Genomic DNA, 14,800 nt, shown 5'->3' on the forward strand with positions numbered 1-14,800 from the left:
TAATCAATCGATTAACGTGAGTAGAACTCAACGATCAATTGTTCGTTGATTTCAGCAGACAATTCGCTGCGCTCTGGGAGACGGACGAATGTGCCTTCTTTTTTGTCAGCGTCGATTGAAACGTATTCTGGAACGAAGCTGTTTACTTCGATCGCTTCGTTGACAACATCAAGGTTGTTTGACTTTTCGCGGAACGCGATTGTTTGTCCTGGTTTCACGCCGTAAGACGGGATGTCTACGCGTTTGCCATCAACAAGGATGTGGCCGTGGTTTACCAATTGGCGGGCTTGGCGGCGAGTGCGCGCAAGGCCGAGGCGGTAAACGACGTTGTCAAGGCGTGTTTCAAGCAAGATCATGAAGTTCTCGCCGTGTTTGCCTTCCATTTTACCAGCTTTGTTGAACATTGTTTTGAACTGGCGTTCGTTAACTCCGTACATGAAGCGTAGTTTTTGTTTTTCTTGCAATTGCAAACCGTATTCAGAAACTTTACGGCGTTGGTTAGCACCGTGTTGACCTGGTGCGTAAGGGCGTTTTTCGAGTTCTTTACCTGTGCCGCTCAAAGAAATTCCAAGGCGACGTGACAGTTTCCATGCTGGACCTGTATAACGAGACATAATGAGTCTCCTCCTCTAATTTGGTTTTTAGAGTAAAATAAAAACCAGATGTATTCATGCTGCAAGCCATTTTGTTTTCATGTACCTTCGCTCAGCAGCCAAGAGTTACGCGATACACCTCCGCAGAGGAACAAAATGGGCAAACCCGCACATACAACTGCTGCGATTATTTTACACAAAGGCTAGTATAACCGATAGCGGTTAGGCCAGTCAATGGATAACTGGCAAATAGCACGGAAAATGAAGCTTTCCTTTTTATCATACACAGAGTAAAATGGAGATAGTTGAAATGTAAGCGCTTTCTATTTTTCTTAAGGGGTGTATTGATGATGAAACAAAAGCACAAGTTTGAAACGGCCGTGATCCATGAGGGCTACGACAGTTCTGTGCATCATGACAGCTTGGCTACGCCGCTTTATCAAACATCTACGTATTCTTTCGCGAATGCCGAGCAGGGAGAAGCCCGTTTTGCGGGGGAACAAGACGGAAATATTTATTCGCGTCTCGGCAATCCGACAGTGCGCGTCTTGGAACAGCGCATGGCGGAAATCGAAGGCGGGGAAGCTGCATTGGCGTTCGGGTCGGGGATGGCCGCTGTCAGTGCAATCCTTGTCCATCTGACAAAAGCAGGCGACCACGTGCTGTGTTCACGCGGAATCTATGGGTGCACATTCGGTTTACTGGAAATCATGGAGGAAAAATACGGCATTACGCATTCACTCATTGCGATGACGACGGAAGAACAGATTGAACAGGCGATCCGGCCGGAGACGAAAGTGATTTATGTCGAAACGCCAATCAATCCGACCATGGAATTGGTCAATTTGCGTGCGGTTGAAACGGCCGCTAAAAAACATGGGTTGAAGGTAGTCGTTGATAACACGTTCAGTTCGCCGTATTTGCAGAATCCGCTTGAGTTCGGCGCTGATTTTGTGCTCCATAGCGCCACCAAATACTTGAACGGCCATGGTGATGTTATCGGCGGGGTGCTGGTCGGCGCGGATGCAGAAGAGATGCAGTTGATTCGCATGACTGTCCAGAAAGATTTCGGGGGCATCATGTCGCCGTTCGATGCCTGGCTGTTGATCCGTGGATTGAAGACTTTGCATGTGCGGATGGACCGCCATATCGACAATGCCGAAAAGATTGTCGCCTTTCTCCGCGGTGAGCAGTCGGTCAAGCGCATTTTGTATCCATTCGATGCCGGGCACCCGCAAGTGTCGATTGCCAAAGACCAGATGCGCCGCGGCGGCGGATTGATCTCATTCGAGCTCGAAGGCGGGAAGAAGCAGGCGCAGGAATTTCTGAATGCCCTGTCGCTCATCAAGATTGCCGTCAGTCTCGGGGATGCCGAAACCTTAATCCAGCATCCGGCAACGATGACGCATGCGGTCGTCCCTCCGGAAGAGCGGAAAAAGATGGGCATCAGCGATTCACTTGTGCGCTTGTCGGTCGGGCTTGAGAACGTCGAGGATTTAATGGCTGACCTTGAGCAGGCTTTCGCTCAAATCAAATCCAATTTGCAGGAAATCTAAAAAAAGATCCCGGCAGACCGTCTGCCGGGATCTTTTGTGTTTAGATGTGCTTCAATAATGTTTCTGCAAATTTTTCAAGCCCGATGCGGTCTTCTTCCGTAAAACGGGCAAGTTCCGGGCTGTCGATGTCGAGCACGCCGTATGCTTCGCCGTTTTTAAACAGAGGCACTACAATCTCCGAGCGCGATGCAGCGTCACAGGCGATATGGCCAGGAAATGCATGGACATCATCGATGAGCATCGTTTCATTTTTGTCGATAGCGGTGCCGCATACCCCTTTTCCGACCGGGATGCGGACACAAGCCGGCATTCCCTGGAATGGGCCAAGGACGAGTTCGCCCTCTTCCATCAAATAGAATCCGACCCAGTTGATGCGGTCGAGGAACTGGCCAAGCAGTGCTGAGGCGTTCGACAAGTTGGCGATGCGGTTCGGCTCGCCTGCAAGCAAAGCGTCCAGTTGTTTATTGAGCAAATTGTATTGCTCTTCGCGTGTGCCGCTGTAAGTAGATGTAGCAAACATGGAATCATCTCATTTCTAATAGTTTCTATTTAATAGTGTTCAGTATAAAAGCGATCCGCGTATTTGTGCAAGCCTTCAGCACTATGGGCATCCGAGCCGAAGACGAGCGGGATGCCGAGTTCGCGGGCATACGCGATATAAGGCTCCGGCGGATAGAATTCCAGACAGCCTGGTTTTGACATTCCCGCGGAATTGACATCCAGTTCGTAGCCGTGTTCTTTTATCATCCTGAGGACTTTGCGGATGCGCGCATCGTCATCGACGGTTTCGTTATGGACGTGCTGGAATTTATGGCATAAGGTCGGATGGCCGATGCGCTTCGGTTTATGGGGGCCAAGGTCCGCCAATATCGAAGCTTCGACCGTATCATAATATAGATCGTAGACGGCTTGTACCGAACCCATCTCTTTGGCAAGCTCCATAAACACTTCCGCGCTGAAATCGCAGCAGATCCAGCGGTCCCGATAGCGCAGGAAATGGACCGACAGGATGGCGTCCTCCAGTTTAGGCCCGGCATATTCGAGCAATTGGGCTGTCTGTTGTTCAAAGCCTTGGATAAAATCCACTTCCAGGCCACTGCGGATCAGCATGCCCGGTGTTTGCGCTTTCGCCTCATCGAGGGCCTTGAAATAAGCGGGCAATTCGCCCATCTCCATGCCGCTGTCTTGATCCGGCGTCGTATCCGTAAAGCCTTCTGGCAAAGGCGCATGCTCAGTAAAGCTGATGTCCGTAAATCCGTTTTTTTCCGCTTTTTCGATATAGGCACGGAACGGGTCGCTGGTTCCGTGAGGGCAGAACGGGGTGTGGATATGGCCGTCGCGTTTATTCATAAAGTTCACCATCTTTTCAATTTGATAAAATTATTCCCTGTTTTCTTCTAATTTGGCAAACAAAAGAGTAGAATACATGTTAAAATAAAAGAATCATGAATATACTTATGTAACCGGTAATGTATTTGGAACAGGGGGCTAAATGACTTATGATGGAGTATATCATCATTGCGGTCATCATTCTATTGGCGCTGCTTATCATCGGCATGGTGTTTCGAAAAAAACACAATGCGGAAATCGAGCGCCTGGAACAACTGAAACTGCAACTAAAAGAGAAACCAATTATGGAAGAACTTACTAAAGTGAAACAATTGAACTTGAACGGCCAGACAGAGGAAATGTTCGAACGCTGGCGCAATAAATGGACCGAAATCATGGATGTCGACATCCCGAAAATAGACGCAACACTCTATGACGCAGAAGAATCGATCAAACGCTTTAATTTCCCGAAAGCTTCCAAACTCGAAAAGCAAGCCGAAGCAAAAATTGACGATACAGACCAGCAAATCGCAGTCATTTTCTCGGAACTCGATGAGTTGATCGGCAGTGAAGAGAAAAATCGCAGCGAAATGGATCTGATCCAGGACAAATACGTCCGCGCACGAAAAAACCTGCTCGCGCACAAGTCATCTTACGGCGCAGCGGCCGGGCCGCTTGAAAAACGCTTGGAGTCATTCGTCCAGCGCTTTGAGGAATACGATCAACTGACGGATGAAGGCAATTACCTTAGAGCGCGTGAGACGGTCATCAATTTATCCGCTGACAGCACGCAAGCTTTCATGCTGGTGGACGATATCCCGATGATGTTGACGGAAATCGACGACAAGATTCCACAGGACCTTGCGCAATTGCGCCAAGGCAAGCAAGAGATGGAAGAGCAGTCGTATTACCTCAACCACCTTGGATTGACTGAAAAAATTGACGAAATCGAACAAGAACTTGCGGCATTGAAAAAGCAATTGGAAACACTCGAAGTAGCCGACAGCAAAAACCAAGTCGACGAAATCAAAGACCGCATCGATGCGATGTACGATTTGCTGGAAAAAGAAGTAGCGGCAAAGCATTACATCGACCAGCACTTGATGGAGACGGAACGCCATCTGCAAGTTGTGGCACGCGACACCCAGGAATTGGAAGAAGAAAGCCGTTATGTGCAGCACAGCTACAAAATTACAGACCAGGAAGCGGCCATTCCGAAGACTTGCTTGGAAAAAGTGGAACAGCTTGCCAAGCGCTTCGAATTATTGGCGAGCCGATTGGAAGAAGACCAATCCGCTTATTCAAGCCTTCAGGACGAATTGATGCACATCCGTGAAGATCTAACGATCGTCGATTCCACGCAGATGGACTTTACCGATGCGTTGAAAAACTTGCGCGTCGAGGAGAACAAAGCCCGCATTCATGTGGAAGAATTGAGGCGCCGCCTTCAGGAAACGGACCGCATGCTGCATAAAGCGAACATCCCGGGCATTCCGGAAGACATGGATGTCCGCCTTGAGGAAGCGGAAGAGCATTTGTTTGTTGCGATGCGCGCGCTCCGCGAAGTGCCCCTTAATATGAAGCTAGTCGATAATTATATGGAGCAAGCAGAAACCAGCATTACGGACGTGGAGATCAAAGCGAAAGAAATGGTCGAAAACGTCTTGCTTGTGGAACGCATCATCCAGTACGGAAACCGTTACCGGAAAACGAACCCACAGCTTCACGCCTCTCTCTTGGAAGCGGAAGAATCATTCCGCCAAATGCGCTATACGAAAGCGCTCGAAGAAGCGGCGACGGCTGTCGAGAATTTCGAACCCGGTTCGATGAAACGCATTGAAGTGCTCGTAAAAGATAAGGACTAAGAAAATAACGAAACCACCAGCAAACGAGCTGGTGGTTTTCTTTTCGGAGGGATTGCAATGATTTATTTGGATAATAGCGCAACGACCGAACCCGACCCGCAAGTGCTCGAAACCTACTTAAAGGCGAGCAGCCGCTATTTCGCAAATCCGGCTTCGCTGCATCGCTTAGGAAATGAAGCGGAAGATTTGCTCGAGTCGGCGCGCAGCCAGATCAAGGAGCTGCTCGGCTATGAGCGGATCATCTTCACATCGGGAGGCACTGAAGCGAATAACCTGGCGATTCGCGGCGCGGCTCTTGCCAATCAAGAGAAAGGGCGTCACATCATCTCGTGCAAAACCGAACACCCATCGGTTTTGGAACCGCTGAAGCAACTCAAAAAAGAAGGATTTGAAATCACCTTGCTTCCAGTCGACCGGAAAGGCGCAATCGATCTCGCTGAGCTGCAGCAGGCGCTTCGGGAAGATACAATCTTGGTGAGCCTGATGCAGGTCAATAACGAAATCGGCACGATCCATCCGCTTGCGAATATTCGGCGCATACTTAACAACCACCGCGCGCTGCTTCATGTCGATGCCGTGCAAGGCGCCGGCAAACTGCCGCTTGGCGAACAGGAGATGCCCGATTTATTGACCATCTCTGCACACAAGCTGCATGGGTTGAAAAATAGCGGGATCTTGGCCGTCAATAAAGGGGAACTCGAGCCGATCCTGTTTGGGGGCGGCCAAGAAGGCGGGCTTCGCAGCGGGACGGTCTCGGTTCCAAATGCTGCAGCACTGGCAAAAGCGTTGCGCCTTGCAACACCAAACCCCAATCATCTAGAATGGAATGCGGAATTGCGCAGCTTTTTCTCTGGCTACAAAGATATTTACATCGTCAGCCCATCCGGCGGCGCCCCGCATATCCTGGCCGTGGCGATCAAGGACGTGCGCGGCGAGACCTTGGTCGGCGCATTGCAGCAACAAGGCGTCATCGTTTCCACGTCGAGCGCCTGTTCTTCCAAGAACAAGCAGGCAAGCCATGTCATTGAAGCGATCGGCTTGCCGCGCGAATATCGGGACGGTACGATCCGCCTCAGCTTTGGCGCCATGACCGGCCACGAAGACATCATCGAATTGAAGAAACGTTTCCATAAAGCGCATCAATTGATCAAAGGAGTCGAACCATCATGAAAACCAACCAAATTCTTATCCGCTACGGCGAGCTGTCGACAAAAGGCCGCAACCGAAAAGCGTTCATCTCGCGGCTCCGCAATAATATCCAGACTTTATTCGCAGGCACGCCGACATTGCGCATCAAAGCGGAACGCGACCGGATGTTCCTGTTCTGCGACGACGAACAAGGGATGGAAGATATCTTGTCTCGCCTGCCTTATGTGTTCGGCATCCAGTCTTTCAGCCCGGTAACACAGACCAGCCTGGAATTGGATGATATGAAGCATACCGCTTTGTCGATTGTCAGCAAGATGGACATTAAAGACAAAAGCTTTAAAGTTTCCGTCAAACGGCCGAATAAGGAATTTCCCTACGAAAAACCGGAAATCATGCGCACAATCGGCGGATATGTACTTGGCAATACACCTGAGTTAACAGTCGCGATGAAAAACCCGGACATCGACTTGAATGTCGAAATCCGCCAAGACGCAGCTTATATGATGGCTGAAACCATCCAAGGCGCAGCCGGCTTGCCGATCGGCGCAGGCGGCAGGGCGCTATTGATGCTGTCAGGCGGAATCGACAGCCCCGTCGCGGGATATCATATGCTGAAGCGCGGGGTACGCCTTGAATTGATCCATTTCTTCAGCCCGCCGTTTACGACCGAGCGCGCAAAAGAGAAAGTGCTCGATCTCGCGGAGAAGTTGAGCGGCTTCGGGTCCCCCGTCACTTTGCACATTATCCCGTTCACTGAAATCCAGCAAGAAGTCCATAAGCAAGTGCCGGATAATATTACGATGACATCCACCCGCCGCATGATGATGCGCATAGCGGATGCGGTGCGCGCAAAAACGGATGCCAAAGCGATCATCACCGGCGAAAGCCTCGGCCAAGTCGCCAGCCAGACGCTTGAGAGCCTGCAGGCGATTAATGCCGTGACTAACACGCCGATTTTGCGCCCCTTGATCGCACAGGACAAACTTGAAATCATCGAAACGGCACAAGTCATCGGCACATACGACATTTCCATCCGGCCTTATGAGGATTGCTGCACGATCTTCACGCCGGCCAACCCGAAAACGAAACCGAAAACGGACAAAGTGGAGCATTATGAGAGCTTCGTGTCGTTCGACGAAATGATCGATCAAGCGGTGGCAGCGCGCGAGATCATCGAATTCCCGAGAAACAAACAACAGCGTTTCGAAGATTTGCTATAACTTGATCCAACTGAAAAGCCTGGCGGAGTACAAGTATCCTGTTCTCCGCCGGGCTTTTGTTATGAGGTGAATTTGTTATTCTATTAGAACAATCACTTGAAATATTGGTATTGGTTTTAGAAAGAAATCAGTATTGTCAAAAGGGTTAAGTGAGAAAATCAATTGAATTTATGACCGGTTTGTTTTGAATAATTATTTTGAATAATGAAATATCTATTGTATAATAATATAAGAATAATATCAGTTCATTGGCAAAGGGGAGATTGGAATGAAACGGGAACAATTGCTGGCACCTGAAAATTATAATTTGGTGGAGGAATTCGAACGCTTTGCAACAGGGGATGGGCGCAAAGCGATCATTTGGGAGAATGACAAAGGGGAAGAGAAAGAAGTTACATACGATGAATTGATCCAACAGGCAAACCGGGCAGCGAACAGCTTTGAGAAAGCAGGCCTGGAAAAAGGCGATGTCGTATTGGTCATGGTGCCTCGCCTTATCGAAGCCTACATAGTCTATGTCGGGGCATTGAAAGCGGGGCTTGTTGTTATTCCAAGTTCTGAAATGCTGCGGGCAAAAGACATCTCTTACCGCCTGAACCATAGCGAAGCCAAAGCGGTCATCGCATATGAACCGTTTCTGGGCCAATTCGAGGGAGTCGCAAAAATGGACGGGCTGACGAATTTCGTCATCGGCCAAGGATCGGATTCCTGGATTTCGTTGACGGACGAAATGGCTTCAGCTTCTGATCGTTACGACGCGGCACCGACCAAGAATGACGATATGGCGTTTCTATCCTACACGTCGGGGACGACCGGAAATCCAAAAGGCGTCGTCCACAGCCACGGCTGGGCTTATGCCCATTTGCGCACCTCTGCGGAGCATTGGCTCGGTGCAGAAAAAGGCGATTTAGTTTGGGCGACGGCGAGTCCAGGCTGGCAAAAGTGGATTTGGAGCCCGTTCCTCGCGACGCTTGGAAGCGGGGCGACGGCATTTGTCTACAACGGCAAATTTGACCCGGCAGTATACCTGGAGCTTTTGCAAGAGCGTAAAATCAACGTGCTGTGCTGCACGCCGACGGAATACCGCCTGATGGCAAAGCAGAAAGATTTGGCGAAATACGATTTAAGCGCGCTTCACAGTGCCGTGTCGGCAGGTGAGCCGTTGAATGCTGAAGTGATCGATGTGTTCCGCAAGCATTTCGAGTTGGATGTGCGCGACGGCTATGGGCAGACCGAAAACACATTGCTTGTCGGCACGATGAAAGGCACAAAAGGGCGCACAGGCTCGATGGGCAAACCGACGCCGGGCAACCGGGTGGAAATCATCGACGATAACGGCGAACCTTGTGCAGTTGGAGAAGTCGGGGACATCGCTGTGCACGTCGAGACGCCGGCGCTCTTTAAGGAATATTTCAAAGACGCGGAGCGGACGCAAATGCAGTTCCGCGGCGATTATTATGTCACGGGCGACAAAGCGTCAAAAGATGAAGACGGTTTTTTCTGGTTTGAAGGGCGCGGTGATGACATCATCATTTCCTCCGGCTATACAATCGGGCCGTTCGAAGTGGAAGATGCGCTCGTCAAGCATCCTGCCGTCCAGGAATGCGCCGTCGTGGGTTCGCCGGATGAAATCCGCGGGACGATCGTCAAGGCGTTCGTCGTCTTGACTGAAGGCAATGATGGCGGAGAAGAGCTCATCACGGAACTTCAGAACCACGTCAAGGAATTGACGGCACCATACAAATATCCGCGTGCAATCGAGTTCCGTACGGAGTTGCCGAAAACCGCATCCGGAAAGATCCGCCGTGTCGAACTGCGGCAAGCCGAAAGCGCAAAAAAGTAATAAGTTATCCAAAAGCCCCCGCTCATACCGGGGGCTTTTGCTGTATTTACTTTCCATTAGGGCAGGCATATAATGGGTCTATTATTTCGTGAATAAAAATACTTTAGGAATGGTGCGCGATGCGAAGATGAGTGAAGAGAAAAAAGGAACATTATTGACGATTTTAACCTATACAATATGGGGATTCCTTCCGATATTCTGGAAGCAAGTCGACCATGTGCCTGCCGATGAATTATTGGCCGGCCGTATTTTTTGGGCGTTTTGGCTGACGCTCGGCTTTATCGTGCTGACAGGAGGCGGCAAGCGGTTTATGGAAGATGTCAGGTCTTTATGGAAATCGAAGAAAACTTTCTTCCTGCTTATGCTTGCTTCGTTCCTGATTTCGGCCAACTGGTTTTTCTATATTTATGCCGTGACCAACGACCGGATCGTCGAAACGAGCCTCGGCTATTACATCAACCCGCTGATTTCCGTTTTGCTCGGCTCGTTCTTTTTAAAGGAAAAGCTGTCACCAGCCGTAAAGATTGCGTTCGTGCTTGCCGCAATCGGCGTGTCGGTCATCACGATTTCCTATGGGACTTTGCCTTGGCTCGCGCTTGGCATGGCGTTCAGCTTTGCGTTCTACGGGTTGATCAAAAAGACCATTCAATTGAATGCGCTCAGGGGCCTTGCGATCGAGACGCTTTTCGTGCTGCCGTTTGCGACTGCTTATTATGTCTATTTGTTTTCGATCGACCGCGCGGCATTTTGGCACAGCGGCGTATCGACTGATTTGCTCGTCATCCTTAGCGGTTTTCTGACCGCCTTGCCGCTGTTATTATTTGCCATGGGAGCGCCGCTCATTCCGTTGTATATGATCGGCTTCCTTCAGTATATTGCCCCGAGCTTAATGCTGTTGATTGGCGTTTTCCTCTACGGTGAGGAGTTCGGCTTGGTGTCGGTCATTTCCTTCTCGTTTATCTGGAGCGCCTTGATCTTGTTCACCGGCTCGAAAATAATGGAAGCAAGGCGGATGAGAAAAAACCGCCATATAGTTGGTGCCGAATTTAGCGGAAAGTGAAACATATTGAATGCTGTGCCGTATAGTTAAATGGAATACTTAAGGAGGGAACTGAAACATGATGAACACAAAACGATGGATTGCTTTAGTCGCCGCTGCTGCGTTGCTGGTAATATCTCTGGTCATAAACTCGGCGTTCACGGTGCTGCAGTCGGATTTCACTTCAGGATTTGATGATTGGACGGGAATGGAACAAACAGCCTTGAGCGAACAGGTGGTTGAACCGGGCGATGCATCCAACCGCATTGCCGTATTGAATGTGGACGGGGCGATCCAGGATACAGGAGAATCTTCCGTTTTTGCCGCTGCCGGCTATAACCATGATTTGTTCATGGAACAATTGCAAGCAGTTAAAGAAGACAGCAGCGTCAAAGGCGTCGTCTTGCAAGTCAACTCCCCTGGTGGAGGGGTCGTCGAGTCCGCGCAGATCCACGACAAGATTAAGGAAATCCAGGAAGAAACCGGCAAGCCGCTCTATGTTTCAATGGGAGCGATGGCTGCATCAGGCGGTTATTATATTGCCGCCCCAGCTGAAAAGATCTTTGTCAGTGAAGAAACTTTGACAGGGTCGATCGGCGTCATCATGCAAAGCGTCAATTATGGAGAATTGGCAGAACGCTACGGCGTGGATTTTGTCACCATCAAATCAGGGCCATACAAAGACATCATGAGCCCGACACGTGAAATGACAGAAGAAGAACGGGCGCTTTTGCAAGACATGCTCGACAGTTCTTATGAGCAATTTGTCGATGTTATCGAAGAAGGGCGCGATATGACGGAAGCGGAAGTGAAGGAATACGCAGATGGGCGCATCATGAACGGCCGCCAAGCAGTAGAAGCGAACCTTGCTGATGATTTCGGATTTGCAGAAGACGTTATCCAAGCGATGCGCGATGATTTCGATCTAGCGGATGGCGAAGTCTTTGAATACGGTGCTGGCGATAACTGGTCTTCACTATTTGCGATGAAGGCTGGCTCACTCTTTGGCATGGATATGGAAACGAAGTTCATCTCGGATATGCTGTCCCAAAATAGCGGGCCGCGCATGATGTATCTTTACGGTGAAAATTAAGGAGGTGGAGAAGCATGACTGATCACGTCAATAATGATGCGGTGGAGCAAGCGGCTGCAACTCCGCCGGCCCGGCCGGAAAACGATAAAGTCCTGTTCTACGAACGCAAGCCGGCTGGTTTCTGGATGCGCTTTTGGGCGTATTTGATCGATGTCCTGGTTATTTCGGCAGTTTCTTCTATCTTGATCCGTCCCGTTTTTGCGTTATTTGGCTGGGACACGGCTGAAACGGCATGGTATGCGCCTTATGCGATTTTGACAGCCATTGTCTTTTACGGCTATTTTGTGCTGATGACCAAATTTTTCGCGCAAACGGTCGGCAAGATGATTTTCGGCTTGCGGGTCGTTTCGCTGAAAACGGAGCGTTTATCCTGGTCCACTTTATTGTTCCGCGAATGGATCGGCCGCTTTATTTCGGTGACAATCTTGCCTTTGTACTGGATTGTCGGCTTCACGCCTTTGAAGCAAGGCGTGCATGATTTCATCGCGGATACGACCGTTGTGCATGAGGAAGCCTATCGCAAACAGCAGATGGCGAGAAAACGGCTGGAAGGGTCTCGGTTGCAAGAGAGTGAAACCATTTAGTATGATAAAGGTAATCTGAAAGGGAGGCGTTGCAATTTGGTACAAATCACATTCAAGCAAAACCCTGTAACATTGCCAGGCAATGAAGTGAAAGTGGGCGACGAGGCACCGGATTTCACGGCGTTATCGAACAGCCTGGAACCGAAAACCCTGCATGATTTTAAAGGCAAAGTGCTTTTGGTCAGTGTTGTTCCATCACTCGATACAGGAGTTTGTTCCGACCAGACAAAACGTTTCAGCGAAGAAGCGGCATCTCTTGGAGAAGACGTCGAAGTGCTGACGGTTTCCTGCGACTTGCCATTTGCGCAAAAGCGCTGGACAGAAATCAACGGTGTCGAATCGATCACGACTTTGTCCGACCACCGCGATCTTTCGTTTGGTGAAGCGTACGGCTTGACGATGCAGGAGCTGCGCTTGTTGGCACGTTCCATTTTCGTTGTCGACAAAGACGGGAAAGTTAGTTATGTGGAATATGTGGCAGAAGGCACCGACCACCCGGATTACGACAAAGCACTAGCAGCAGTAAAAGAGCTGACAAACTAATACCAGGAACCCACTCTAGCCGAGTGGGTTTCCTTATTGAGGACGGAGATTTATGAATTCATCGATGGAAACCATTTTTACGGCGATCGACAACGAAACCGTATCGATCCAAAAACAGGAAGAAACTTCCTATCTGGAAAGTTTGCTCACGACAACCGAACGCTGGCTGGACGGGCAATTGCCTATCGCACAAGGCGCAACGAAAGAAGATATGCGAAAAGCGATCCAGTTGTCGATCTTGAAAGGCATGAAAGAGCATGTCCAGCCCCATCACCAAATGACGCCGGATGCCCTTGGCTTGTTGATCGGCTATCTGGTGGAGCTATTCGTCAAGGAAAAGCAGGCGACGGTTCTCGACCCGGCAGCGGGTACAGGCAATCTTTTATTTACGGTGATGAATTATCTGGACGGGCGTATGAGCGGCACAGCCGTCGAACTGGACGACCTGTTGATCCGCCTGGCTTCGAACATAGGCAATTTGATCGAACAGCCGGTAAGGTTTTATTTGCAGGATGCCCTGCAGCCGCTATTGATCGATCCGGTCGATTGCGTCGTTTCCGATTTGCCGGTCGGTTATTACCCGGACGAAGCGACTGCCTCGAATTACGAATTAAAAGCGGAAGAAGGCATGTCCTATGCCCATCACTTGTTTATCGAGCAATCCTTGAAGCATACAAAAGAAGGCGGCTATTTGTTCTTTGTCATTCCTCGGAATATCTTCGAGTCGCCGCTTGCCGGGCAATTGCACAGCTTCCTGAAACAGCAGGCCCACATACAGGCGGTGATGGAACTGCCGGAGAACATCTTCAAAAATGCCCAGCATGCCAAAGCCGTTTTGGTGTTGCAAAAGAAACAAGACGGATTGAAAGCGCCGAAAGAAGTGCTTCTTGCGCGTGTCCCGAATATGTCGAAGCCTGAAACGATGGCGAAATTTTTCACGCAAGTCAACGGATGGTTCAAAGAAAACAAAGCATGACAACAACCGGCCCTTTTAAAAAGGGCCGGTTTTTTGGTTTCTGTGAAAAGGCAGGAACTTTCAAGCTAACGGCGAATAGCGTAAAGAGACAGGAGACCGATCAGCTTGAAAGGAGTGGGAGTATGTATCAGCAAATCTTATTGGCAGTCGACGGTTCGGAAAACTCGATCCGTGCAGCCAGAGAAGCAATGAAGATTGCCAGTTTGGTCGATGGGGCGGAAGTGACGGTTGTCTATGTTTCCGACTATAAGGAAGATGAGAATGAAGTAATCCATGACGCATCGGCGATGGAATTCGATCTGGCCAGGCGGAAGAAAATCCAGCCGGTAACCGAAATGCTCGATAGGGAGAAAATATTTCATCATGTTGAAGTGCTGCATGGCATTCCGGGCCCTGCTATCGTCAAGATGACCAAGGAAAAGGCGTATGATCTTGTAGTCCTCGGCAGCCGCGGGTTGTCGCCGATCCGCGAAGTGATGCTCGGCAGTGTCAGCCATAAAGTCGTCAATCACGCAGAATGCCCGGTTCTGGTGGTCAAGTGAAAATTGACCACCGTGCCGCGCAAGGCTTTGGTATACTGTAGATATCTGTCGGTGCAAGAAGCATCGTGAATTATGGGAGATGAGTAGATCGATGATGGAGTTGCCGAATTGCCCGATATGCGGTTCTGAGTATACGTATGAAGATGCGGGAATGGTGGTCTGCCCGGAATGTACACATGAATGGGACCCGGCTGAACAACAGCAAGAAGAAGTGCGCGATGCCGTCGGGAATATTTTGCAGGACGGGGACGCTGTTACGGTCATCAAGGATTTAAAAGTGAAAGGCAGTTCCAATACTTTAAAAATCGGAACGAAAGTCAAAAGCATCCGGCTCGTGGACGGAGACCATAATATCGATTGCAAGATCGATGGCTTCGGCGCGATGCAGCTGAAATCGGAATTTGTGAAAAAAGCGTGAGCCTTTGAATATTGTAGGAATCCAATAGAAAAACCGGCCATTCCCCAGTT

General features: G+C 49.7%; 15 protein-coding genes. 12 read left to right on the top strand and 3 right to left on the bottom strand.

Annotated features, from left to right (window positions below):
• Nucleotides 1–11: 11 nt before the first annotated feature.
• Nucleotides 12–614, bottom strand: a complete 603-nt coding sequence (gene rpsD, locus AB9R92_RS01490) for a 30S ribosomal protein S4 (RefSeq protein ID WP_058381113.1) — start codon at nucleotides 612–614, stop codon at nucleotides 12–14.
• Nucleotides 615–943: 329 nt separating this feature from the next.
• Between rpsD and megL the strand changes: the two genes are divergently transcribed.
• The gene (megL, locus tag AB9R92_RS01495; protein ID WP_370667808.1) at nucleotides 944–2,149 is read left to right on the top strand and encodes a methionine gamma-lyase; all 1,206 of its coding nucleotides are present in this window, start codon (nucleotides 944–946) and stop codon (nucleotides 2,147–2,149) included.
• Nucleotides 2,150–2,189: 40 nt separating this feature from the next.
• Here the strand turns inward: megL and AB9R92_RS01500 are convergent, their stop codons facing one another.
• Nucleotides 2,190–2,669, bottom strand: a complete 480-nt coding sequence (locus AB9R92_RS01500) for a GAF domain-containing protein (RefSeq protein WP_370667777.1) — start codon at nucleotides 2,667–2,669, stop codon at nucleotides 2,190–2,192.
• 29 nt (nucleotides 2,670–2,698) lie between these two features.
• Complete coding sequence (gene hisJ, locus AB9R92_RS01505; RefSeq protein ID WP_370667778.1) at nucleotides 2,699–3,499, bottom strand: histidinol-phosphatase HisJ; 801 nt, start codon at nucleotides 3,497–3,499, stop codon at nucleotides 2,699–2,701.
• 149 nt (nucleotides 3,500–3,648) lie between these two features.
• Between hisJ and ezrA the strand changes: the two genes are divergently transcribed.
• The 11 genes from ezrA to AB9R92_RS01560 all read left to right on the top strand — a co-directional run bounded on the left by ezrA (nucleotide 3,649) and on the right by AB9R92_RS01560 (nucleotide 14,750).
• Nucleotides 3,649–5,343, top strand: a complete 1,695-nt coding sequence (gene ezrA / locus AB9R92_RS01510) for a septation ring formation regulator EzrA (RefSeq protein ID WP_370667779.1) — start codon at nucleotides 3,649–3,651, stop codon at nucleotides 5,341–5,343.
• Between the two features lie 57 nt (nucleotides 5,344–5,400).
• Complete coding sequence (locus tag AB9R92_RS01515) at nucleotides 5,401–6,513, top strand: cysteine desulfurase family protein (protein ID WP_370667780.1); 1,113 nt, start codon at nucleotides 5,401–5,403, stop codon at nucleotides 6,511–6,513.
• Nucleotides 6,510–7,712, top strand: a complete 1,203-nt coding sequence (gene thiI, locus AB9R92_RS01520) for a tRNA uracil 4-sulfurtransferase ThiI (protein ID WP_370667781.1) — start codon at nucleotides 6,510–6,512, stop codon at nucleotides 7,710–7,712. The genes AB9R92_RS01515 and thiI overlap by 4 nt, the downstream gene beginning before the upstream one ends.
• Before the next feature lie 268 nt (nucleotides 7,713–7,980).
• On the top strand, nucleotides 7,981–9,555 hold the full coding sequence (gene mbcS, locus AB9R92_RS01525; protein WP_370667782.1) for an acyl-CoA synthetase MbcS: 1,575 nt from the start codon (nucleotides 7,981–7,983) through the stop codon (nucleotides 9,553–9,555).
• A gap of 127 nt (nucleotides 9,556–9,682) precedes the next feature.
• The gene (gene rarD / locus AB9R92_RS01530) at nucleotides 9,683–10,615 is read left to right on the top strand and encodes an EamA family transporter RarD (RefSeq protein WP_370667809.1); all 933 of its coding nucleotides are present in this window, start codon (nucleotides 9,683–9,685) and stop codon (nucleotides 10,613–10,615) included.
• A 61-nt stretch (nucleotides 10,616–10,676) separates the two neighbouring features.
• Nucleotides 10,677–11,687 (top strand): signal peptide peptidase SppA, encoded by a 1,011-nt coding sequence (gene sppA / locus AB9R92_RS01535; RefSeq protein WP_370667810.1) that lies wholly within the window; start codon nucleotides 10,677–10,679, stop codon nucleotides 11,685–11,687.
• Nucleotides 11,688–11,701: 14 nt separating this feature from the next.
• Entirely contained in the window at nucleotides 11,702–12,271 is a 570-nt protein-coding gene (locus AB9R92_RS01540; protein ID WP_370667783.1) for an RDD family protein, read from the top strand.
• Between the two features lie 36 nt (nucleotides 12,272–12,307).
• Nucleotides 12,308–12,814, top strand: coding sequence for a thiol peroxidase (tpx, locus tag AB9R92_RS01545; protein ID WP_370667784.1), 507 nt, complete (start codon nucleotides 12,308–12,310; stop codon nucleotides 12,812–12,814).
• Between the two features lie 52 nt (nucleotides 12,815–12,866).
• Nucleotides 12,867–13,790 (top strand): class I SAM-dependent methyltransferase, encoded by a 924-nt coding sequence (locus AB9R92_RS01550; RefSeq protein ID WP_370667785.1) that lies wholly within the window; start codon nucleotides 12,867–12,869, stop codon nucleotides 13,788–13,790.
• A gap of 122 nt (nucleotides 13,791–13,912) precedes the next feature.
• Entirely contained in the window at nucleotides 13,913–14,332 is a 420-nt protein-coding gene (locus AB9R92_RS01555) for a universal stress protein (RefSeq protein WP_370667786.1), read from the top strand.
• A gap of 91 nt (nucleotides 14,333–14,423) precedes the next feature.
• A complete protein-coding gene (locus tag AB9R92_RS01560; RefSeq protein WP_370667787.1) occupies nucleotides 14,424–14,750 on the top strand; it encodes a zinc ribbon domain-containing protein YjdM in 327 nt (108 codons plus the stop codon).
• Nucleotides 14,751–14,800: the final 50 nt, after the last annotated feature.

This window comes from Planococcus sp. SSTMD024 (assembly GCF_041320495.1).
GTDB lineage: Bacteria > Bacillota > Bacilli > Bacillales_A > Planococcaceae > Planococcus.

Excerpts from the sequence above, each read along its gene's own strand:
- mbcS (WP_370667782.1), top strand. The coding sequence starts at position 7,981 with ATGAAACGGGAACAATTGCTGGCACCTGAAAATTATAATTTGGTGGAG.
- AB9R92_RS01500 (WP_370667777.1), bottom strand. The coding sequence starts at position 2,669 with ATGTTTGCTACATCTACTTACAGCGGCACACGCGAAGAGCAATACAAT.
- sppA (WP_370667810.1), top strand. The coding sequence starts at position 10,677 with ATGAACACAAAACGATGGATTGCTTTAGTCGCCGCTGCTGCGTTGCTG.
- thiI (WP_370667781.1), top strand. The coding sequence starts at position 6,510 with ATGAAAACCAACCAAATTCTTATCCGCTACGGCGAGCTGTCGACAAAA.
- rpsD (WP_058381113.1), bottom strand. The coding sequence starts at position 614 with ATGTCTCGTTATACAGGTCCAGCATGGAAACTGTCACGTCGCCTTGGA.
- AB9R92_RS01515 (WP_370667780.1), top strand. The coding sequence starts at position 5,401 with ATGATTTATTTGGATAATAGCGCAACGACCGAACCCGACCCGCAAGTG.
- AB9R92_RS01560 (WP_370667787.1), top strand. The coding sequence starts at position 14,424 with ATGATGGAGTTGCCGAATTGCCCGATATGCGGTTCTGAGTATACGTAT.
- AB9R92_RS01540 (WP_370667783.1), top strand. The coding sequence starts at position 11,702 with ATGACTGATCACGTCAATAATGATGCGGTGGAGCAAGCGGCTGCAACT.
- megL (WP_370667808.1), top strand. The coding sequence starts at position 944 with ATGAAACAAAAGCACAAGTTTGAAACGGCCGTGATCCATGAGGGCTAC.
- rarD (WP_370667809.1), top strand. The coding sequence starts at position 9,683 with ATGAGTGAAGAGAAAAAAGGAACATTATTGACGATTTTAACCTATACA.
- AB9R92_RS01555 (WP_370667786.1), top strand. The coding sequence starts at position 13,913 with ATGTATCAGCAAATCTTATTGGCAGTCGACGGTTCGGAAAACTCGATC.
- AB9R92_RS01550 (WP_370667785.1), top strand. The coding sequence starts at position 12,867 with ATGAATTCATCGATGGAAACCATTTTTACGGCGATCGACAACGAAACC.
- hisJ (WP_370667778.1), bottom strand. The coding sequence starts at position 3,499 with ATGAATAAACGCGACGGCCATATCCACACCCCGTTCTGCCCTCACGGA.
- ezrA (WP_370667779.1), top strand. The coding sequence starts at position 3,649 with ATGATGGAGTATATCATCATTGCGGTCATCATTCTATTGGCGCTGCTT.